Origin of the sequence: Curtobacterium sp. BH-2-1-1 (genome assembly GCF_001806325.1) — a bacterium.
Classification (GTDB): domain Bacteria; phylum Actinomycetota; class Actinomycetes; order Actinomycetales; family Microbacteriaceae; genus Curtobacterium.
Genome location: NZ_CP017580.1, coordinates 46,127 through 66,352 on the forward strand (window position 1 = coordinate 46,127; position 20,226 = coordinate 66,352).

The 20,226-nt window shown below is 71.4% G+C and carries 18 protein-coding genes; 1 reads left to right on the forward strand and 17 read right to left on the reverse strand.

Translation table 11 applies throughout. The annotated features are described in order from the left end of the window. Positions 1–31: 31 nt before the first annotated feature. The 17 genes from BJK06_RS00205 to BJK06_RS00285 form a co-directional block, all read right to left on the reverse strand. Positions 32–1,111: a VIT1/CCC1 transporter family protein gene (locus BJK06_RS00205; protein WP_070416230.1), complete on the reverse strand. Its 1,080-nt coding sequence runs from the start codon at positions 1,109–1,111 to the stop codon at positions 32–34. Between the two features lie 123 nt (positions 1,112–1,234). Further along, positions 1,235–2,680 carry a pyruvate kinase gene (gene pyk / locus BJK06_RS00210; RefSeq protein ID WP_070416231.1) on the reverse strand — a complete coding sequence of 482 codons (1,446 nt, stop codon included), beginning with the start codon at positions 2,678–2,680 and terminating at the stop codon, positions 1,235–1,237. Between the two features lie 140 nt (positions 2,681–2,820). After that, positions 2,821–4,278, reverse strand: a complete 1,458-nt coding sequence (locus tag BJK06_RS00215; RefSeq protein ID WP_070416232.1) for a glutamate synthase subunit beta — start codon at positions 4,276–4,278, stop codon at positions 2,821–2,823. Continuing rightward, positions 4,271–8,788: a glutamate synthase large subunit gene (gltB, locus tag BJK06_RS00220; protein WP_070419054.1), complete on the reverse strand. Its 4,518-nt coding sequence runs from the start codon at positions 8,786–8,788 to the stop codon at positions 4,271–4,273. The genes BJK06_RS00215 and gltB overlap by 8 nt, the downstream gene beginning before the upstream one ends. Before the next feature lie 287 nt (positions 8,789–9,075). After that, entirely contained in the window at positions 9,076–10,074 is a 999-nt protein-coding gene (lgt, locus tag BJK06_RS00225; RefSeq protein WP_083294946.1) for a prolipoprotein diacylglyceryl transferase, read from the reverse strand. Positions 10,075–10,290: 216 nt separating this feature from the next. Beyond that, entirely contained in the window at positions 10,291–11,085 is a 795-nt protein-coding gene (gene trpA / locus BJK06_RS00230; protein ID WP_070416233.1) for a tryptophan synthase subunit alpha, read from the reverse strand. Next, entirely contained in the window at positions 11,082–12,296 is a 1,215-nt protein-coding gene (gene trpB, locus BJK06_RS00235) for a tryptophan synthase subunit beta (protein WP_070416234.1), read from the reverse strand. Before trpB ends, trpA begins: the two co-directional genes overlap by 4 nt. Before the next feature lie 56 nt (positions 12,297–12,352). Further along, the gene (gene trpC / locus BJK06_RS00240; protein ID WP_070419056.1) at positions 12,353–13,138 is read right to left on the reverse strand and encodes an indole-3-glycerol phosphate synthase TrpC; all 786 of its coding nucleotides are present in this window, start codon (positions 13,136–13,138) and stop codon (positions 12,353–12,355) included. Positions 13,139–13,154: 16 nt separating this feature from the next. Then, the gene (locus tag BJK06_RS00245) at positions 13,155–13,394 is read right to left on the reverse strand and encodes an HGxxPAAW family protein (RefSeq protein WP_070416235.1); all 240 of its coding nucleotides are present in this window, start codon (positions 13,392–13,394) and stop codon (positions 13,155–13,157) included. Then, a complete protein-coding gene (locus tag BJK06_RS00250; RefSeq protein ID WP_070416236.1) occupies positions 13,391–14,140 on the reverse strand; it encodes a Trp biosynthesis-associated membrane protein in 750 nt (249 codons plus the stop codon). The genes BJK06_RS00245 and BJK06_RS00250 overlap by 4 nt, the downstream gene beginning before the upstream one ends. After that, complete coding sequence (locus tag BJK06_RS00255; protein ID WP_070416237.1) at positions 14,137–15,681, reverse strand: anthranilate synthase component I; 1,545 nt, start codon at positions 15,679–15,681, stop codon at positions 14,137–14,139. The genes BJK06_RS00250 and BJK06_RS00255 overlap by 4 nt, the downstream gene beginning before the upstream one ends. After that, positions 15,678–16,118 carry a phosphoribosyl-AMP cyclohydrolase gene (hisI, locus tag BJK06_RS00260; protein ID WP_070416238.1) on the reverse strand — a complete coding sequence of 147 codons (441 nt, stop codon included), beginning with the start codon at positions 16,116–16,118 and terminating at the stop codon, positions 15,678–15,680. The genes BJK06_RS00255 and hisI overlap by 4 nt, the downstream gene beginning before the upstream one ends. A 25-nt stretch (positions 16,119–16,143) precedes the next feature. Then, positions 16,144–16,941 carry an imidazole glycerol phosphate synthase subunit HisF gene (gene hisF, locus BJK06_RS00265; RefSeq protein ID WP_258027669.1) on the reverse strand — a complete coding sequence of 266 codons (798 nt, stop codon included), beginning with the start codon at positions 16,939–16,941 and terminating at the stop codon, positions 16,144–16,146. Between the two features lie 5 nt (positions 16,942–16,946). Next, a complete protein-coding gene (gene hisG, locus BJK06_RS00270) occupies positions 16,947–17,786 on the reverse strand; it encodes an ATP phosphoribosyltransferase (RefSeq protein WP_022906699.1) in 840 nt (279 codons plus the stop codon). A gap of 44 nt (positions 17,787–17,830) precedes the next feature. After that, positions 17,831–18,094, reverse strand: coding sequence for a phosphoribosyl-ATP diphosphatase (locus BJK06_RS00275; protein WP_031259753.1), 264 nt, complete (start codon positions 18,092–18,094; stop codon positions 17,831–17,833). A gap of 101 nt (positions 18,095–18,195) precedes the next feature. Beyond that, entirely contained in the window at positions 18,196–18,855 is a 660-nt protein-coding gene (gene rpe, locus BJK06_RS00280) for a ribulose-phosphate 3-epimerase (RefSeq protein ID WP_070416239.1), read from the reverse strand. Between the two features lie 47 nt (positions 18,856–18,902). Then, the gene (locus BJK06_RS00285; RefSeq protein ID WP_070416240.1) at positions 18,903–19,505 is read right to left on the reverse strand and encodes a TetR/AcrR family transcriptional regulator; all 603 of its coding nucleotides are present in this window, start codon (positions 19,503–19,505) and stop codon (positions 18,903–18,905) included. 62 nt (positions 19,506–19,567) lie between these two features. Here BJK06_RS00285 and BJK06_RS00290 point away from each other — a divergent pair, with 62 nt between their 5' ends. Beyond that, complete coding sequence (locus BJK06_RS00290; protein ID WP_070416241.1) at positions 19,568–20,221, forward strand: NAD(P)-dependent oxidoreductase; 654 nt, start codon at positions 19,568–19,570, stop codon at positions 20,219–20,221. The last annotated feature ends 5 nt before the right edge of the window (positions 20,222–20,226 follow it).

The window sequence follows — 20,226 nt, forward strand, 5'->3', positions numbered from 1 at the left end:
GCCGGACGCGGCCTCGTCGGTCGTCGGAGGGCTACGCGCTGCCCGTCCCGAACAACAGCCCGAGCCCGTAGGTGACCGCTGCCGCACCGAACCCGATCGCGAGCTGCCGGAGCGCCCGACGCAGCGGCGACGCACCGCTCAGCACGCCGACCACCGCACCCGTGCCGAGCAGGGCGATCCCGACGAGGAGCGCCGCGACCGCGATCGCCGCCCACCCCTCGAGGCCGAACAGGTACGGGAGCACCGGGATGATCGCCCCCGACGCGAAGAAGCAGAAGCTCGAGACCGCCGCGCTCATGCCGTTGCCGATGGCCTCGTGGTCGTCCACCGGCGCCGTGCCCGTCACCGCGGCTCCGCCGAGGACGTCGTCGGCGTGCTGCTGGGCCTCGGCCTCGGACATGCCCCGAGCGCGGTACACGAGGGCGAGCTCGTTCGCGTCCACGTCGAGGTCCGCGACGGCCCGGCCGGCTTCGGGGTGCGGCGCCGATGCCGTGAGGAGCTCGCGCTGCGACCGCACCGAGACGTACTCCCCCGCCCCCATCGACAGCGCGCCGGCGAGGAGTCCCGCGATGCCGCTCAGGAGGACGAAGTGCCGGTCCGCCCCGGACGCGCTGACGCCGATGATGAGCGCCAGGTTCGACACGAGGCCGTCGTTCGCGCCGAACACCGCGGCTCGGAAGGTGCCGGACAGACGCATCCGCCCGCGGTTGGCGAGCCCGCGGACGACCTCGCCGTGGATCCGTTCGTCGGCCGCCATGCTCGCGGTCGCGTCGGCGTCGTCGGCGTACGGCGAGCGGTCCTCGGCGCGCTGCATGAGCGCGAGGACGAACACCGACCCGAACCGCTTCGCCAGCGACGCGAGCACCCGGGTGCGGAGGCTCCCGCGCTGCGGCCGCCCGACGTCGTCGCCGAGCAGGTCGAGCCAGTGCTGCTCGTGCCGCCCCTCGGCCTCGGCCAGGGCGGACAGGATCTCGCGTTCCTCACCGCGTCGCCGGGCGGCGAGGTTCCGGTAGACGGCGGCTTCCGCCCGCTCGTCCGCCAGGTAGCGGCGCCAGCGTCGGACGTCGGTGCGCTGGGCGGTGGGTCGGGACTGGAGGCTCACACCGGCCATCCTGCCCGCTCGCGCGACCGCGTGGTCGCGGCGGCCGCGGGGCGGAACGCGACAGGGCGCGGACCGGAGGCTGCGTGCGTCGCCGCACCGTGCCTCCCGTCCGCGCCCTGTCGGGACGCGACGTCAGTCGCGCACGTAGGCCGGAGCGGCCTCGGCGTGGGCGTCGCCCACGCGGTGCACGCGCAGGTCGTTCGTCGACCCCTCGATGCCGGGAGGGGAACCGGCCGTCACGATGACGCGGTCCCCGGGGGCGGCGAGGCCGTTCTCGAGGAGGACGTCGTCCACCTGCGAGAAGAGCTCGTCGGTGTGGGTCTTGCGCTCGACGAGGAACGAGCGGACACCCCACGTGAGGGCCATGCGGCGACGCGTCGCCTCGTTCGGGGTGAACGCGATGATCGGCAGGCCGTGGCGCAGACGCGACATGCGGCGGGCCGAGTCGCCGGACTCGGTGAACACGCAGAGGTACGAGGCCTCGGTGAACTCCGCGATCTCGACCGCGGCGAGCGTGATCGCCCCGCCGAGGGTGCGCGGCTTGGTGCCGAGCGGCGCGATGCGCTCGAGGCCGTGGTCCTCGGTGGACTCGACGATGCGGGCCATCGTGCGGACCGTCTGCACCGGGTACTCGCCGACGCTGGTCTCGCCCGAGAGCATGACCGCGTCCGCGCCGTCGAGCACGGCGTTCGCGACGTCGGAGGTCTCGGCGCGGGTCGGGATCGGCGACGAGATCATCGACTCGAGCATCTGGGTCGCGACGATGACCGGCTTCGCCATGCGGCGGGCGAGCTCGACGGCGCGCTTCTGCACGATCGGGACGGCCTCGAGCGGGAGCTCCACACCGAGGTCACCGCGGGCGACCATGATGCTGTCGAACGCGTCGATGATCTCCTCGAGCGCGTCGACGGCCTGCGGCTTCTCGATCTTCGCGATCACGGGGAGGCGCTTGCCCTCTTCGTCCATGATCTCGTGCGCACGCTCGACGTCGGCGGCGTTGCGCACGAACGACAGCGCGATGAGGTCGGCGCCCTGGCGGATGCCCCAGCGGAGGTCCGCCTCGTCCTTCTCGCTGAGCGCGGGGACGTTCACGGCGACGCCGGGCAGGTTGATGCCCTTGTTGTTGGACACAGTGCCGCCGACGACGACCTCGGTGCGGACGCGCACGCCGTCGGTGTCGAGCACGCGGAGGCGGACCCGGCCGTCGTCGATGAGCAGCGGGTCACCGGGCTTGACGTCCTGCGGGAGGCCTTTGAAGGTCGTGCCGCAGATCTCCTTCGAGCCGGGGACGTCCTCGGTGGTGATGGTGAACACGTCGCCGACCGCGAGGTCGTGCGGGCCGTCGGCGAACTTCGCGAGGCGGATCTTCGGACCCTGCAGGTCGACGAGGATCGCGACGGGCTTGCCGAGCTCCTCGGCGGCGCGACGGACGTTCTCGTAGTTGGCCTCGTGGACGCTGTAGTCACCGTGGCTGAGGTTGAGGCGGGCGACGTCGACGCCTGCCTCGATGATCTCCTTGACGGTCTCGTACTCCGACGTTGCCGGTCCGAGCGTCGAAACGATCTTTGCGCGTCTCAATGGATTCCTTCGTGGTGGTGGATGGTGCTTGGGTTTCCGCGCTGTGGGGCCGCGCGGAACGAAGCGAGGCCACCAGCACCCTATCGAGTGCCGGTGGCCTGTCGCTCACTGCTGGGTGGGCATCGGGTGGACGTCCATCGTCAGACCGAGATCGCCCGGTCGGTCGCCTTGACCGGAGCCGGGAGGATCGTCGAGCCCTCGAGGTACTCGTCGACCTTCGCGGCGGCGGCCCGGCCCTCGGCGATCGCCCACACGATGAGCGACTGCCCACGACCGGCGTCGCCCGCGACGAAGACGCCCGGCTCGTTGGTCGTGTAGTCGGCCTGGCGGGCGACGGCACCGGAGACCGTCACGGGCAGTCCGAGCTGCGGCGCCAGCGTGTCGGTCTCGGGACCGGTGAAGCCCATGGCGACGAGGACGAGGTCCGCGGGGATCTCGCGTTCGCTGCCGGCCTTCGGGACACGGCGGCCGTCGAGGTACTCGGTCTCGGCGACGCGCAGCGCCCGGACCTCGCCGGCCTCGTTCGCGAGGAACTCGACGGTGGACGCGAGGTAGTGGCGTTCGCCGCCCTCTTCATGGGCGCTCGTGACCTCGAACACGGTCGGGAACATCGGCCACGGCTGCTCGGACGGACGCTCCAGCGGCGGCTGCTTGCCGATCGCGAGGTTCGTCACGCTGAGCGCACCCTGCCGGTGGGCGGTCCCGATGCAGTCCGCACCGGTGTCGCCGCCGCCGATGACGACGACGTGCTTGCCCTCGGCCGTGACCTGGTTGTCGACGGTCGTGCCGGCGTTCGCCTTGTTCTGCTGCACGAGGTAGTCCATCGCGAAGTGCACGCCGGCGAGGTCGCGCCCCGGGATCGGCAGGTCGCGCGGGACCGTGGCGCCGGTGGCGACGACGACCGCGTCGTACCGGGACTTCAGGTCGTCCCAGGTGATGTCGCGCCCGATCTCGACGCCCGCACGGAAGCGGGTGCCCTCGGCCTGCATCTGGGCGAGCCGCGCGTCGATCTGACGCTTCTCCATCTTGAAGTCCGGGATGCCGTAGCGGAGCAGACCACCGATGCGGTCGTCGCGCTCGTACACCGCGACGGTGTGGCCGGCGCGGGTCAGCTGCTGTGCGGCGGCGAGCCCGGCAGGACCGGACCCGACCACCGCGACGGTCTTGCCGGTCAGGCGCTCCGGCGGGTGGGGCGCGACCCAGCCGTTCTGGAACGCCTCGTCGATGATCGAGACCTCGACCTGCTTGATCGTCACCGGCGGCTGGTTGATGCCGAGCACGCAGGACGCCTCGCACGGTGCCGGGCAGAGCCGACCCGTGAACTCCGGGAAGTTGTTCGTCGCGTGGAGTCGCTCGATCGCCTGCCGGCCCTCGCCGCGCCAGGTGAGGTCGTTCCACTCGGGGATGAGGTTGCCGAGCGGGCACCCCTGGTGGCAGAACGGGACGCCGCAGTCCATGCAGCGTCCGGCCTGTCGCTTGAGCGCGCCGGACTCCTGCTGCTCGTAGACCTCTTTCCAGTCCATGAGCCGCACGGGTACGGGTCGTCGGGCCGGGAGCTCGCGCTCCTGGACCTTCAGGAATCCCTTGGGGTCAGCCACCGGTCACCTCCAGAATGCGGTTCCAGACGACGTCGCCGTCCGGGTCGAGGCCCTCGTCGACGGCCTGCTGTCGAGTCTCGAGCACGGCCGCGTAGTCCCGCGGCAGCACCTTGACGAAGTCGCTCAGGTCACCGGACTCGAGCAGTTCGCTCGCGAGGGTCGACCCGGTCTCGGCGGCGTGCCGCGCGAGCAGGTCGTTCACGATCTCGACGTCGGCGCTGTCGAGCGGCTCGAGCCGGAGTTCACCGGACGCGAGCGAGTCGGTGTTCACGTGCTCTTCCCGCAGGCCGCGGACGTACGCGGTCCCGCCGGACATGCCGGCACCGAGGTTCCGACCCGTCTCGCCGAGGATCAGGGCGAGCCCACCGGTCATGTACTCGAGCGCGTGGTCCCCCACGCCCTCGACGACGGCGGTCGCACCGGAGTTGCGCACCAGGAAGCGTTCGCCCACGATGCCGCGGATGAACATGCTGCCCTGGGTCGCGCCGTAGCCGATGACGTTGCCGGCGATGACGTTCTGCGCGGGGTCGAAGCCACTGCCCGCGTCGGGACGCACGACGATCTCGCCGCCGGACAGCCCCTTGCCGACGTAGTCGTTGCTGTCCCCGACCAGGCGGAGCGTGATGCCCGCCGGCAGGAACGCACCGAGCGACTGCCCGGCGGAACCGCGCAACGTCACGTCGATCGACCCCGACGGCAGGCCGTTCTCGCCGTGGCGGAGCGTGACCTCGTGGCCGAGCATCGTGCCGACCGCGCGCTCCGTGTTCCGGATCGGCAGGTCGAGCGCGATCGTCCCGCCGTGCTCGAGGACGTCGGCCGTCTGCTGGATGAGCTGCACGTCGAAGTGCTGCTCCAGCTCGTGGTCCTGGTCGCGCTGGTGCCGGCGGGGCTCGTCGGCGTCGAACCGCGGTCCCTTGAGCACGGGCTCGAGGTCGAGGCCGGACGCCTTCCAGTGCTCGACCGCGCGGTCGACGTCGAGGGCGTCGGCGTGGCCGATCGCCTCTTCGAGGGACCGGAAGCCGAGCTCGGCGAGGAGCTCGCGGACCTCTTGCGCGATGAACTCGAAGAAGTTCACGACGAACTCCGGCTTGCCGCTGAAGCGCTTGCGGAGCTCGGGGTTCTGGGTCGCGATGCCGACCGGGCACGTGTCGAGGTGGCACACCCGCATGAGGATGCAGCCCTCGACCACGAGCGGCGCGGTCGCGAAGCCGTACTCCTCGGCGCCGAGCAGCGCGGCCACGACGACGTCACGGCCGGTCTTCATCTGCCCGTCGACCTGCACGACGACGCGGTCGCGCATGCCGTTGAGCATGAGCGTCTGCTGCGTCTCGGCGAGGCCGATCTCCCACGGGGTGCCCGCGTGCTTGAGCGAGTTCAGCGGCGACGCACCGGTCCCGCCGTCGTGTCCGGAGACCAGGACGACGTCGGCGAGGGCCTTCGTCACACCGGCGGCCACGGCCCCGATGCCCGACTGGCTCACGAGCTTCACGTGGACGCGTGCGGACGGGTTCGCCCGCTTGACGTCGAAGATCAGCTGCTTGAGGTCCTCGATCGAGTAGATGTCGTGGTGCGGCGGCGGCGAGATCAGGCCGACACCCGCGGTCGCGTGCCGGGTGCGGGCCACCCACGGGTACACCTTGGTCGGGGGCAGCTGCCCGCCCTCGCCCGGCTTCGCACCCTGCGCCATCTTCAGCTGGATGTCGGTCGCGTGCGTCAGGTACATGCTCGTGACGCCGAACCGCCCGGACGCGACCTGCTTGATCGCGCTCCGACGCTCGGGGTCGAGCAGGCGGTCGACGTCCTCGCCGCCCTCGCCCGTGTTCGACCGGCCGCCGAGACGGTTCATCGCGATCGCGAGCGTCTCGTGGGCTTCCTTCGAGATGGAACCGTAGGACATCGCACCGGTGTTGAACCGCTTGACGATCGACTCGATCGGCTCGACCTCGTCGAGCGGGACCGGCTTGCGGGCACCCTGCGCGAAGCGGAAGAGGCCGCGGAGCGTCATCAGCTGCTCGGACTGGTCGTCGACCGCCTGCGAGTACTCGCGGAAGATGTCGTAGCGACGGGAGCGCGTCGCGTGCTGCAGCCGGAACACGGTGTCCGGGTTGAAGAGGTGCGGCGGGCCTTCGCGACGCCACTGGTACTCGCCGCCGGTCTGCAGGCGCTCGTGCGAGAGGACAGCGCCGTCCTGCGGGTACGCCTGGGCGTGCCGCTCGGCGTTCTCCTTCGCGATGACCTCGATGCCGACGCCGCCGAGGATCGACGAGGTCCCGGTGAAGTACCGGTCGACGAACTCCTGGCTGAGCCCAACGGCCTCGAACGCCTGCGCGCCGGCGTAGCTCGACACCGTCGAGATGCCCATCTTCGACATGATCTTCAGCACGCCCTTGCCGAGCGCCTTGATCACGTTCTTGACGGCCTGCTCCGGCGTGATGCCGCTGATCATGCCCTGGCGGACGAGGATCTCGCAGGTCTCCATCGCGAGGTACGGGTTGATGGCCGACGCGCCGTAGCCGATGAGGGTCGCGACGTGGTGGACCTCGCGCACGTCACCGGCCTCGACGATGAGCCCGACCTTCATGCGCTGCTCGGTGCGGATCAGGTGGTGGTGCACGGCGGCGAGCAGCAGCAGGCTGGGCACCGGTGCCTGTTCGGCGTTGCCGTCGCGGTCGGACAGCACGATGAACTGCTTGCCGGCTTCGATCGCCGCGTCGACCTCGTCGCAGACCGCGGCGATGCGCTTCTGCATGGCCTTCTTGCCGGCGTCGACGCGGTACAGGCCCTTGATCGTCACGGTCAGGTGGCGACCGGACTCGGTCTCGAAGTGCTGGATCTTAGCGAGCTCGTCGTTGTCGATCACGGGGAAGTCGAGCGTGATCTGCTTCGCGTGCTCGGGGCCGGCGCTCAGGAGGTTGCGCTCCGGACCGAGTCCCATGCCCATCGAGGTGATGACCTGCTCGCGGATCGAGTCGAGCGGCGGGTTCGTCACCTGGGCGAACTGCTGGGTGAAGTAGTCGAAGAGCAGCCGGGGACGCTGGGACAGCACCGCGATCGGCGTGTCCGAGCCCATCGCCCCGAGCGGCTCCGCTCCGGTCTGCGCCATCGGACGCAGCAGGATGCGGACCTCTTCCTCGGTGTAGCCGAAGGCGCGCTGCCGACGGGTCACCGAAGCGGGCGTGTGCACGATGTGCTCGCGGTCCGGCAGGTCACCGAGGTTGATCCGGCCGCCGTCGAGCCACTCGCCCCACGGGCCGGACGTGGCCAGCTCGCGCTTGACCTCGTCGTCCTCGATGATGCGACCGGCCTCGGTGTCGACGAGGAACATCCGGCCGGGACGGAGCCGGCCCTTCCGCACGACCTTGTCGGCCGGCACGTCGATGACGCCCGTCTCGGAGCCCATGACGATCAGGCCGTCGTCGGTCACCAGGAAGCGACCGGGGCGCAGGCCGTTGCGGTCGAGGGTGGCGCCGACGAGCGTGCCGTCGGTGAACGTGATGGCTGCCGGGCCGTCCCACGGCTCCATGAGCATCGAGTGGTACTCGTAGAACGCCCGGAGCTCGGGGTCCATCCCGACCTGGTTCTCCCACGCTTCAGGGACCATCATCGACACCGCGTGCGGCAGCGACCGGCCGGTGAGCGTCAGGAGCTCGAGCACCTCGTCGAAGGACGCCGAGTCGCTGGCGCCCGGGCTGACGATCGGCAGCAGGGGCGCCATGTCGCCGAGCAGTTCGCTCTGCAGCTGCGACTGCCGGGCCCGCATCCAGTTGCGGTTGCCACGGACGGTGTTGATCTCACCGTTGTGCGCGAGCGTGCGGAACGGCTGCGCGAGCGGCCACGAGGGGAACGTGTTCGTGGAGTAGCGGGAGTGCACGATCGCGAGCTTCGACGCGAAGCGCTCGTCGCTGAGGTCCGGGTAGAACGGCTCGAGCTGGAGCGTCGTGACCATGCCCTTGTAGACCATGGTCCGGCTCGACAGCGACATGAAGTAGACCTCGGTGTCGTGCTCGGCACGCTTCCGGAGGCGGAAGGCCTGGCGGTCGAGCGCGACGCCGCTCCACGACGCACCGTGCACGTCGTGTCGGATCGAGGCGACGAAGAGCTGCTCGAACGCGGGCATCGCCGCACGGGCCAGGGTGCCGAGGACCTCGGGTCGGACGGGGACCTCGCGCCAACCGAGGACGCGCAGGCCCTCTTCACGCGCGAGTCGCTCGACAGCGCCCTTCACCGCGTGGCGGTCGTCCTCGTCGACGGGCAGGTACGCGGTACCGACCGCGTACTCCCCCGCTGCTGGAAGGTCGAAGGACACCTCGGCGCGGAAGAACTCGTCGGGCACCTGGCAGAGGATGCCCGCACCGTCACCGGTCCCGGCGTCCGAACCGACCGCGCCCCGGTGTTCGAGGTTGCGCAGCGCACCGAGGGCGGCGTCGACGATGTCGTGCCCGGCCGTGCCGCGGAGCGTCGCGACCATCGCCAGGCCGCACGCGTCCTTCTCGTTCGCCGGGTCGTACATGCCCGTGGCGTCCGGGATCGCGGAGAACCGACGGTGCGGCGGCACGAGTGCCGCCGGGGACTGGGGTGGCTGGAGCGCCATGGGGAACCGTCCTCACGAGGAAGTGGAACAGGGACAGCGGTGGCCCGGTGGTGCGTTCCGCCCAAATGGGCGGGACTGGTGCCCGTGCCCGCCGTCAGTGAGTTGCCCTGGCGGCGTGCGAGGTGTCGGACCCGCTTGTGGTGGGTCCGGGAGGTGCTGCTGACAGTCGTGACCGATCGGGATCAGTCACGCAGGAGGGGTGCTTCCTACGCGCGGCCAGCGGTGCTGCTGGTGACCGGATCGGAGTCGGTGACGGCCGCCGGAGCGTCGTCGTCGGACTCTGACCAGGTGTCGTCCGAGTCTACCCCGGACTTCGAGCGGGGCTCGCGACCGGGCAGGTACGGACTCGGCTCCTTGCCGAGGTGCCGCTTGGACTGCACGAGGAAGATGATGATGCCGAGCAGGATCGCCGCGAAGGACATCCACACGTTCGTCCGGATGCCGAAGAACGTCTCGCTCGTGTCGACGCGGATGGACTCGAGGACCGAGCGACCGATGCCGTACCAGATCAGGTAGAGCGACAGGACCTTGCCCCACTGCAGGCGGAACTTCTTGTCGAGCAGCAGGATCACGACGACGCCGACGACGTTCCAGATGATCTCGTAGAGGAACGTCGGGTGGAAGAGCGTGCCCTCGGGCAGGCCCTTCGGGAACGCCGCGTTCGACGACTCGATCTGCAGGCCCCACGGCAGGCTGGTCGGCATGCCGAAGAGCTCGTGGTTGAAGTAGTTGCCGAGGCGACCGAACGCCTGGGCGAGCAGCACGCCCGGCACGACGGCGTCGATGAACGCGGTGAACCGCAGGCCGACCTGGCGGCAGCCGATGTAGGCGCCGACCGAACCGAGTATGAGCGCGCCGAAGATCGCGAGGCCGCCCTCCCAGATGTAGAGGAAGGACAGCGGGTCGCGCCCGGGACCGAAGTAGTCGCTGACGTGCGTGAACACGTGGAACAGGCGACCGCCGATGATCCCGGCGGGGACGGCCCAGATCGCGATGTCGATGATGATCCAGCGCTCGACGCCGCGCGCGTTGAGCCGGCGGTTCGCGAGAATGACGGCGGCGACGATCCCGAGCAGGATGCAGATCGCGTAGGCGTGGATGCGGAAGTCGAGCGGCAGCGACCAACCGAACGCGTCGCGCAGCCAGGCGGTCAGGTCGAAGTACTGCCACGCGGTGCTCGGGCTCGGGATGCTCAGGAGGGGCATGGAGGTGCTGTCGCCTTTCGGTGCTGGCTGGGCGCGGTGCCGACGTGCCGTCGGCCCCGCTCACTGTAGCGCGGGAGGTGCGTACGTCAGGAACCGAGGGCCCGGTCCTGTGGAAACTGTGACCGACGGGAGGCGCGGTGCGGGGCGGACGCGTCGCTCACCCACACCGCGGTGCAGGTGGGCCGACGGGGTCGCCGGCACCGCGCCTCCTGGACGTCAGCGGCGCTGCGCGCCGGAGGTGAGGTCGGCTGCCCGGTCGGCCACGCCCTGCACGCCGAGGTCCGCCAGGGCCCGGACGAAGGCGGAGCCGATGATGGCGCCGTCGGCGTACTCGAGGACCTCGCCGACCTGCTCCGCCGTCGAGATGCCGAGACCGACGCACGTGCGCTCGACCCCGGCGTCGCGGAGCCGCGACACGACGGTGCGCGCTGCGACGTCGACGCCCTCGCGCGCGCCGGTGACGCCCATGGTGGAGACGGCGTAGACGAACCCGCGGCTGGACCGGACCGCCTGCTGCATGCGCGTGTCCGACGAGGACGGGGCTGCGAGGAACACCCGGTCCAGGCCGGTGCGCTCCGACTCGCGGATCCACTCGGCGCCCTCGTCGGGGATGAGGTCCGGCGTGATGAGCCCGGCGGCACCCGCGGCGACGAGGTCGTCGGCGAACCGCTCGACGCCGTACCGGAGCACCGGGTTCCAGTAGGTCATCACGAGCACGGGCACGTTCGCCCGCTCGGTGATCTGGTGCACGGCGTCGAAGACCTGCGCGACGCGGAAGCCGTTCGCCAGGCTCTCCTCTGCCGCCCGCTGGATGACCGGGCCGTCCATCACCGGGTCGGAGTACGGCAGGCCGAGCTCGATGACGTCGACGCCGTTCTCGGCCAGGGCCACGGCGGCGTCGACGCTCGTCTGCACGTCGGGGTAGCCGGCGGGCAGGTAGCCGACGACGGCGCCCGCGCGCTCGGCGTTGGCGGTGTCGATCGTCGTCGCGACCGTCTGGTTCGTGGTCACAGCTGCACCGCGTTCTCGTCGAGGATGCCGAAGTAGCGACTGGCGGACGCGACGTCCTTGTCACCCCGGCCGGACAGGTTGACGAGGATGACGCCCTCTGGGCCGAGTTCCTTGCCGAGCTTGATCGCCCCGGCGAGGGCGTGCGACGACTCGATCGCCGGCAGGATGCCCTCGGTGCGGCTCAGCAGGCGGAAGGCCTCCATCGCCTCGTCGTCGGTGATCGGCTCGTACTTCGCACGCCCGATCGAGGCGAGGTAGGCGTGCTCCGGCCCGACGCTCGGGTAGTCGAGCCCGGCGGAGATGCTGTGGCTCTCGATCGTCTGGCCGTCCTCGTCCTGCATGAGGTAGGACTTCGTGCCCTGGAGGACGCCCTCGCGACCGAGCGTGATGCTCGCGGCGTGCCGACCGGTCTCGACGCCGTCGCCACCGGCCTCGAAGCCGTGCAGCGCGACGGACTCGTCGTCGAGGAAGGCCTCGAAGATGCCCATGGCGTTCGAGCCGCCGCCGACGCACGCGGCGACCGCGTCGGGCAGGCGTCCGACCCGGTCGAGGACCTGCTGGCGGGCCTCTTCGCCGATGACCTTGTGGAACTCGCGCACCATCTCGGGGAACGGGTGCGGGCCGGCGACGGTGCCGAGCAGGTAGTGCGTGGAGTCGACGTTGGCGACCCAGTCGCGCAGGGCGTCGTTGATGGCGTCCTTCAGCGTGCGGGAGCCGGTCTCGACCGGGATCACCTCGGCACCGAGCAGGCGCATCCGGGCGACGTTCAACGCCTGGCGCTCGGTGTCGACGGCGCCCATGTAGACGACGCAGTCCATGCCGAAGAGCGCCGCCGCGGTGGCCGTCGCCACGCCGTGCTGGCCGGCGCCGGTCTCGGCGATGAGGCGCGTCTTGCCGAGGCGCTTGGCCACGAGGGCCTGACCGAGCACGTTGTTGATCTTGTGCGAGCCGGTGTGGTTGAGGTCCTCGCGCTTGAGGATGATCCGGGCACCGCCGGCGTGCTTGGCGAACCGGGGCACCTCGGTGATGATCGAGGGCCGCCCGGTGTAGTCGCGCTGGAGCGTGTCGAGCTCGTCGCGGAAGGCCGGGTCCGCCCAGGCCTCGCGGAACGCCGCTTCGAGTTCGTCGAGCGCGAGGACGAGCGACTCGGGGACGAACCGCCCGCCGAAGTCGCCGAAGTACGGTCCGTGCAGGTCGCGGAGTGAGGTCACGATGGGTCTCCCGGGACACGCCCGGCGAACCGGGCTGGGATGGATGCTGTCGTCGGTCAGTCGCGGTCGGCGGCTGCGATGAACGACGCGAGTGTGGCAGCGGGGTCGTCGCCCGTCACGAGCGCCTCCCCCACCAGGACGACGTCGGCGCCGGCGGCACGGTAGTGCGCGACGTCGGCCGGACCGGCGACCGCGGACTCGGCGACGCGCACGACCCCGTCGGGGATCCGGTCGGCGAGCGATCCGAACAGGTCGCGGTCGAGCGAGAAGTCGGTCAGGTCGCGGGCGTTCACCCCGAGGATCCGCGCTCCGGCGTCGAGCCCGCGTGCGACCTCGTCCGCCGAGTGCGCCTCGACCAGGACGTGCATGCCGAGTTCTTCCGCCAGGGTGTGGAGCTCGACCAGCTGCTGCTGCTCGAGCGCCGCCACGATGAGCAGGACGACGTCGGCACCGGACGCCCGGGCCTCGATCACCTGGTACGGGTCGGCGATGAAGTCCTTGCGGAGGACGGGGACGCCCACCCGGGCCCTGACCGCTTCGAGGTCGGCGAGGCTGCCGAGGAACTTGCGCCCCTCGGTCAGGACGCTGATCGTCGAGGCACCGCCGCGCTCGTAGTCGGCGGCGAGGGACGCGGGGTCCTCGATCGGAGCCATGGACCCGCGGGACGGGCTGGCACGCTTGACCTCGGCGAGGATCTTCACCCGGTCGCCGGGGGCCAGGAACGTGAGGGCGTCGAGCGGGGACGCGACGCGGTCCAGGTCGCGTTCGACGTCCGCGTACGGACGGTCGACGCGACGGGCCGCGGCGTCCTCGAGCGCGCCCGCGACGAGGGTCTCGAGCACGTTCGGCATGCTGGACCTACTCGGAGTGGTGCTTGGGGACGAACTTCGGGCCGTCGACGCCGTAGCCCGCCTTCTTCATGACGCCACCGACGATGAGGCCGATGAGCACCACGCCGGCGGAGGCCCAGACGCCCCACGGCTGGTCGAACCAGAAGAACAGCGTGCCGGCCGCGAATCCGATCAGCATGATCACGACGGCGGTCCAGGCTGCCGGCGAGTGGCCTTCGCCGAGTTCTGCGGGCTCAGTATTGCTCACGGTGCTCCTCGTTCTGCTTCGACGCCGTCGTTCGACCGGCGTCCGTTCGATCCTACCGTGTCGTCCGGGGCCGCTCCGGCAGCGTCCGCGCTCGCGTCGTCGGGGCCCGCGGCTGCGCTGTCGGGGCCTGCGACCGCGTCCGAGGTCGGGTCGACACCGGCGCTCAGGTCGTCCCAGTCCACGACGGCGTCACGCTCGACCGGCGCCACCGCACGGGCATCCGCCGCCGCGCCCGCGGTGGCCGCACCGTACTTCCGGCTCGGCCCCGGCCAGGACCGCTGCACGACGAGCACGACGACCCCGAGCGCCATCGCGAGCACGCCGCCGACGATGCCGACGACCGGCCACGCCGACACGTCCACGCTCGACACGGCCCGGCGGACGGCGGACAGGTCCGCGACGCCCGCGACCTCGCCCACGGCGCCCTTCGCTGCGGCGACCGGGTCGGCCAGGGCGGTGATCCCGGACACCACCACGCCGACGCCGAGCAGGATCTCGACGGCGGCGAGCACGATCCGGACGACCCGACCGGCGATGGTCATCGCCAGGAAGAGCGCGAGGCTCGCGATCGCCAGGGCGGTGTACTGCGGGACCGCGGCCGCACCGTCGGCGTCCACCTTCGCGGCGACGGCAGCGCCCGCGTGGAGGTGGACCGTGAACCAGGTCTGCGTCCACGAGAGCATGATGATGCCCGCGACGGCGAGGCCGGCGACGACGACGAGCGGCCGGGAGCGGCGGGCCGTCACGAGTGCACCCCACGCATCCGGTTCGCGGTCGCGATGGCCCGCAGCGGTGCCGCGGCCTTGTTCACGGCCTCGATGTGCTCGGTCTCGGGGTCGGAGTCGGCCACGAGCCCGGCCCCGGCCTGCACGCGTGCCACACCGTCCTTGATGAGGGCGCTGCGGATCGCGATCGCGAGGTCGGCGTCGCCGGCGAAGTCGAAGTACCCGACCACGCCCGCGTAGGCCCCACGCTTCGCGGGTTCGAGCTCGTCGATGATCTCGAGCGCCCGCGGCTTCGGCGCCCCGGAGAGGGTGCCGGCCGGGAAGGTCGCCCGGAACACGTCGATCGCCGAGGCCCCGGGCCGCACGGCGCCCTCGACGCTCGACACCAGGTGCATGATGTGGCTGAACCGCTCGACCGTCATGAACTCGGTCACGGCGACCGTGCCCGGCTCGCAGACCTTCTGCAGGTCGTTGCGCGCCAGGTCGACGAGCATGAGGTGCTCGGCGCGCTCCTTCGGGTCCTCGAGCAGGTCCTCGCCGAGACGGACGTCCGCCTCGGGTGTGGCGCCGCGCGGACGCGACCCGGCGATCGGGTGGGTGATCGCCCGGCCGTCCTGCACCTTGACCAGGGCCTCGGGCGAGGCACCGACGATCCAGAAGCGCTCGTCGGCGGTGTCCGCCAGGGACAGGAAGTACATGTACGGGCTCGGGTTGAGCGTCCGCAGCACGCGGTACACGTCGAGGGGATCCGCGGTGACCTCGTGGTCGAACCGCTGCGAGATGACGACCTGGAAGACGTCCCCGTCGCGGATGAAGCCCTTCGACCGCTCGACGGCGGCCATGTAGTCCGCGGGGGTGGACCGGTGGGTCGGGGTCGGCTCGGCGATGTCGAACGCCTCGGCGACGGTCGCGGCGGAGGGCTGCACGAGGTCGGCCTGCATCCGGTCGAGTCGCGCCTGGGCGTCCGCCCACAGCGCTTCGGCGTCGTCGACACCGTCGTTCAGCACGCTGGCGACGAGCAGGACGAGCCCGGTGCGGTGGTCGAGCGCGGCGAGCTCGGACACGAACGCGAGGGCCTGCCCCGGCACGTCGAAGTCGGCCGGCGGCACGTTGGGCAGGTGCTCGAGCTGACGGACGGCCTCCCAGCCGATGAACCCGACGGTGCCACCGACGAGCGGCGGGGTGCCGGGGATCCGCGGGGTCGCCCAGCGCTCGTGCAGCCGCGCCAGGACCTCGAGCGGCTCGCCGTCGAGCGAGTCGACGGCGCGGGACGCCGGGATGCCGGTGTCGATCCACGCGGCACGGTCGCCGTCCTGGGTGAGCACGCCGAAGCTGCGCACCCCGACGAAGGACCAGCGCGACCAGAGGCCGCCCTGCCCGGCGGACTCGAGCAGGAAGGTACCGGGCCGGCCGTCGGCGAGCTTCCGGTAGACACCGACCGGCGTCTCGCTGTCGGCGTAGAGCGCGCGCACGACGGGGACGACGCGGTGGGCGTCGAGCAGGGCGTCGAACTCCGGACGGGAGGTCGTGTGCGGCGTGTCGGAGAGCGTCGCGGTGCTCATCGGGTCTCCTCCACGGCCCCAGCAGCGAGAGCGGACGGGGCACCGGCGAGATCGGACGCGGCACCGTCGGGCGCGGACGCCGTCACGGGCTCGAGGGGGTCGACGTCGAAGCAGCGGTGCGCGCCGGTGTGGCATGCGGCACCGACCTGTTCGACGGTCACGAGGAGCGTGTCCGCATCGCAGTCGAACGCCGCCCCGCGCACGTACTGCGCGTGCCCCGAGGTGTCGCCCTTGCGCCAGTACTCGTTCCGGGACCGCGACCAGAAGGTCACCCGTCCCTCGGTCAGGGTGCGGCGCAGGGCTTCTCGGTCCATGTAGCCGAGCATGAGGACGTCCTTCGACGACTCCTCTTGCACGATGGCGGGGAGCAGCCCGTCCGCACCGAACCGCGCGCGGTCGAGGACCGCGTCCGTGCTGGTGCTGGTGCTGTCGGTCATGAGACTCCTAGCCTACGGCGGCGGGTCAGCGGACGGCGTGCCCGGTCGCGCGCAGCGCGGCCTTCACGTCACCGATGGTCATCTCGCCGCGGTGGAAGACGCTGGCGGCGAGGACGGCATCCGCGCCCGCCTCGATCGCGGGGGCGAAGTGCTCGAGCCGACCCGCGCCTCCCGAGGCGATGACCGGGACCGACGCGACCGCGCGCACCGCTGCCACGAGCTCGACGTCGAACCCGTTCTTCGTGCCGTCCGCGTCGATCGAGTTGACGAGGAGCTCCCCCGCGCCGCGCTCGACGGCCTCGCGCGCCCAGGCGAGCGCGTCGAGGTCGGACTCGGTCCGACCGCCGTGGGTCGTCACGACGAAGCCCGACGGCATCCGGTCGGACCGCTTGATGTCCAGGGAAAGCACGACGGCCTGCGCGCCGAACCGGTCCGCGATCTCGCCGACGAGGTCCGGACGCGCGATCGCGGCGCTGTTCACGCCGATCTTGTCCGCACCGCACTGCTGCAGTCGCGACACGTCGTCGACGCTCCGGACGCCGCCTCCGACCGTGAGCGGGATGAACACCTGCTCGGCCGTGCGCGTCACCGTGTCGTACATCGTCGCGCGGTTCTCGACCGTGGCACCCACGTCGAGGAAGGTCAGCTCGTCCGCGCCCTGCTCGTAGTAGCGCGCGGCGAGCTCGACCGGGTCACCGGCGTCCTGCAAGTCCAGGAAGTTGACGCCCTTGACGACCCGGCCGCCCTTGACGTCCAGGCAGGGGATGACCCGGACGGCGACCCCGCCCGCGCGTGCCGGCGGCACGGCACCGGAGCCGGTCACCCCGGTCACAGTCGTGCGGCGTGGATCGGGCTGACGAGGATGGCGCGCGCGCCGAGGTCGTACAGCGCGTCCATGATGAGGTTCGCGTCGTCGCGCGGGATCATCACGCGGACGGCCGACCAGTCACGACCGTGGAGCGGCGAGACCGTCGGCGACTCGATGCCCGACGCGACGGCGGTCGCCTGTTCGAGGAGCCCGGTGGGGATGTCGTAGTCGAGCATCACGTAGCCGCGCGCGACGAGCACGCCCTGCAGTCGGCGCCGCAGGACGTCGATGCCGGGAATCGTCTCGTCGGTGGAGATGAGGAGCGCGGTCGACTCGAGGATGACCGGCCCGAAGATCTCGAGGCCAGCGGCCCGGAGCGTGCTGCCCGTCGAGACCACGTCGGCCACGGCGTCGGCGACTCCGAGGCGCACGGCGCTCTCGACCGCGCCGTCGAGCTTCACGAGCGTCGCGGTGACGCCGTGCTTCGCGAGGAACTCCCCCACGAGCCCGGGGTAGCTCGTGGCCACCCGCACACCGTCGAGGTCCTGCAGCGTGCTGAACCGGCCGGGCGTACCGGCGAACCGGAACGTCGAGTCGGCAAACCCGAGCGCGTCGACCTCGTGCGCAGCGGAGCCGGAGTCGAGCAGCAGGTCGCGGCCGGTGATGCCGACGTCGAGCGCGCCGGAACCGACGTACGTGGCGATGTCGCGGGGGCGGAGGAAGAAGAACTCGACGCCGTTGCGTTCGTCGAGCAGGTGGAGGGCCTTCGGGTCGCGGCGGCCGGCGTACCCGGCCTCGCGCAGCATGTCGGACGCGGTCTCGGACAGGGAGCCCTTGTTGGGCACGGCGATGCGGAGCATCAGGGGTCTGCTTTCTGGTGGAGGGTCGGCGGCTGATCAGCGGATCAGAGATGTCGCCAGACGTCCGCCGGGGTGAGCCCCTTCGCCACCATGAGCACCTGCAGGTGGTACACGAGCTGCGAGATCTCCTCTGAGGTGCGCTCGTCGCCCTCGTACTCGGCCGCCATCCAGACCTCGGCCGCTTCTTCCACGATCTTCTTGCCGATCTGGTGCACGCCGGCGTCCAGTTCGGCGACGGTGCCGGAGCCCTCGGGGCGCGTGCGCGCCTTCTCGGTGAGCTCCTGGAACAGGTCGTCGAACGTCTTCACGCGCACCAGGCTACCGTCCCCCGCCGACACGGCCGACGTACCGTCCGGACGGGAGGCGCGGCTCGTGTCCGTCACGCCCGTCACCTCGGGTACCGGTCCGGTCACGAGCGTGCTGCCGCGGCCGCCTCGCGCAGGTCCGCGATGCGCGCGGCCGGCTCGCCGCCGTAGACCGCGGAGCCCGCCACGAGGGTGTCGGCACCGCTGCGGACCGCCTCGGGCACCGTGTCGACCGCGATCCCGCCGTCGACCTCGAGCCAGACGTCGAGCCCCGAGGCGTCGACCGCCGCACGGGCGTCGGCGAGCTTCGGCATCACCGAGTGCATGAACGCCTGGCCGCCGAACCCGGGCTCGACCGTCATGAGCAGGATCATGTCGTAGGCGTCGAGGTGGTGGAGCACCTGGGTGATCGGGGTGCCGGGCTTCACCGCGACGGCTGCCCGGGCGCCGTTCGAGCGGATCGCCGCGGCGGTCGCCACCGGGTCGTCGGCGGCCTCGAAGTGGAAGGTCACGCTCGACGCACCGGTCTCGGCGTACTTCGGCGCCTCGGTGTCGGCGTTCGTGATCATGAGGTGGACGTCGAGCGGCACCGGGGAGACCTCCTGCAGGCGCTGCACGATCGGCAGGCCCAGCGTGAGGTTCGGCACGAAGTGGTTGTCCATCACGTCGACGTGCACCAGGTCGGCGGTCTCGATGCGGTGGAGCTCGCGTTCGAGGTTCGCGAAGTCGGCGGACAGGATGCTCGGCGAGATGCGGATCGTCACCCGTCGAGCCTACCGGGGTGCGTCCGTCAGCCCGCTCCGCACCGGCCTCAGCTCGCGCCGACCGCGCGGGAGCCGAGGTCGGAGCGGAGCATCGTCTCCAGCGCGGCGTCCACCAGCCGCTCCCCCTCGGCGCGATCGATCCGACGCGAGATCACGAGCGCGGCGATCCCCTGCATGGTGGCGGCGAACAGGAGCTTGAACAGGTGCCGGGCGTCGCCGTCGCCGCCGTCCGCCAGCGCGCTCCCCATCGCGCCGTCGAGCACAGCGAACAGCGACGAGGCGGCAGCCTGCACCGACTCGGCCCGGGTGGTCGTCTTCGCCTGGAACATCAGGTCCATCAGCGCGGCGTCGTCGATCGCGAAGTCGACGTACGCGAGGGCGACCCGGCGGAAGCGGTCGTCCAGGTCACCGGCCCCGGCCAGCGCTCGGCGCACCGCGGCGGCCAGCCGGTCGAAGCCGAGCTCGGCCACGGCGTCGAGGAGCGCCTGGCGATCGACGAAGTGGCTCCGCGGCGCTCCGTGGCTCACACCGGCACGGCGCGCGAGGTCACGCAGGGACAGCCCGTCGACACCGTCCTCACGCAGGACCGTCACGGCCTCGTCGAGCAGGACGGCGCGGAGGTTCCCGTGGTGGAAGGGACGATCCGGCATGGCTCCACCCTACCCCGCGACTAGGCATTGCCTATTTTCTAGTCAGTGCCTAGATTGGGACCATGACATCGCAACAGCACCTGCTCGTCTTCGGCGCGACGGGCCAGACCGGCCAGCACTTCACGCAGTTCGCCCTCGACGCCGGACACCGGGTGCGCGCCGTCGCCCGCACGCCGGCCAAGCTCACGATCCAGCACGACGACCTCGAGGTCGTACCGGGCTCCGTCCCCGACGACCTCGACCTCCACGCACTGCTGGACGGTGTGACCGCCGTCGTCGTGATGCTCGGGGACGTCGACGCGCAGCGTGACCGTCTGGTCAACACGCCCTTCGTCCGGGCGCTCGTGCCGGCGATGCGTCGGAGCGGTGCCACCCGCCTGCTCTACCAGGCGGGCGGGTTGAGCGCGCCTCCCGGCCGGCGGCTCGCACCGGTGCTGCGGCTCGTGCGGGCGACGCTCGCCCGCGCGTACCGCGGTCAGCATGCCGACAACGAGGCGGTGATGCGCTACCTCGACGCCGAGGCGCGGGACATCGCCTGGACGGTGCACCGGGCCGGCATCGGCTCGGACGGCCCCGCGAAGGGCGAGCTCCGCCGCTCGGCGCGGTGGATCAGCATCGCGACCTTCCGCGACTGCGCCGCGTACAACCTGCGGGCGCTGTTCGACGAGGACGCCGTGCACACCTGCGACGGGAGCGCGTACCGCCGGTCACGCTGAGCCGG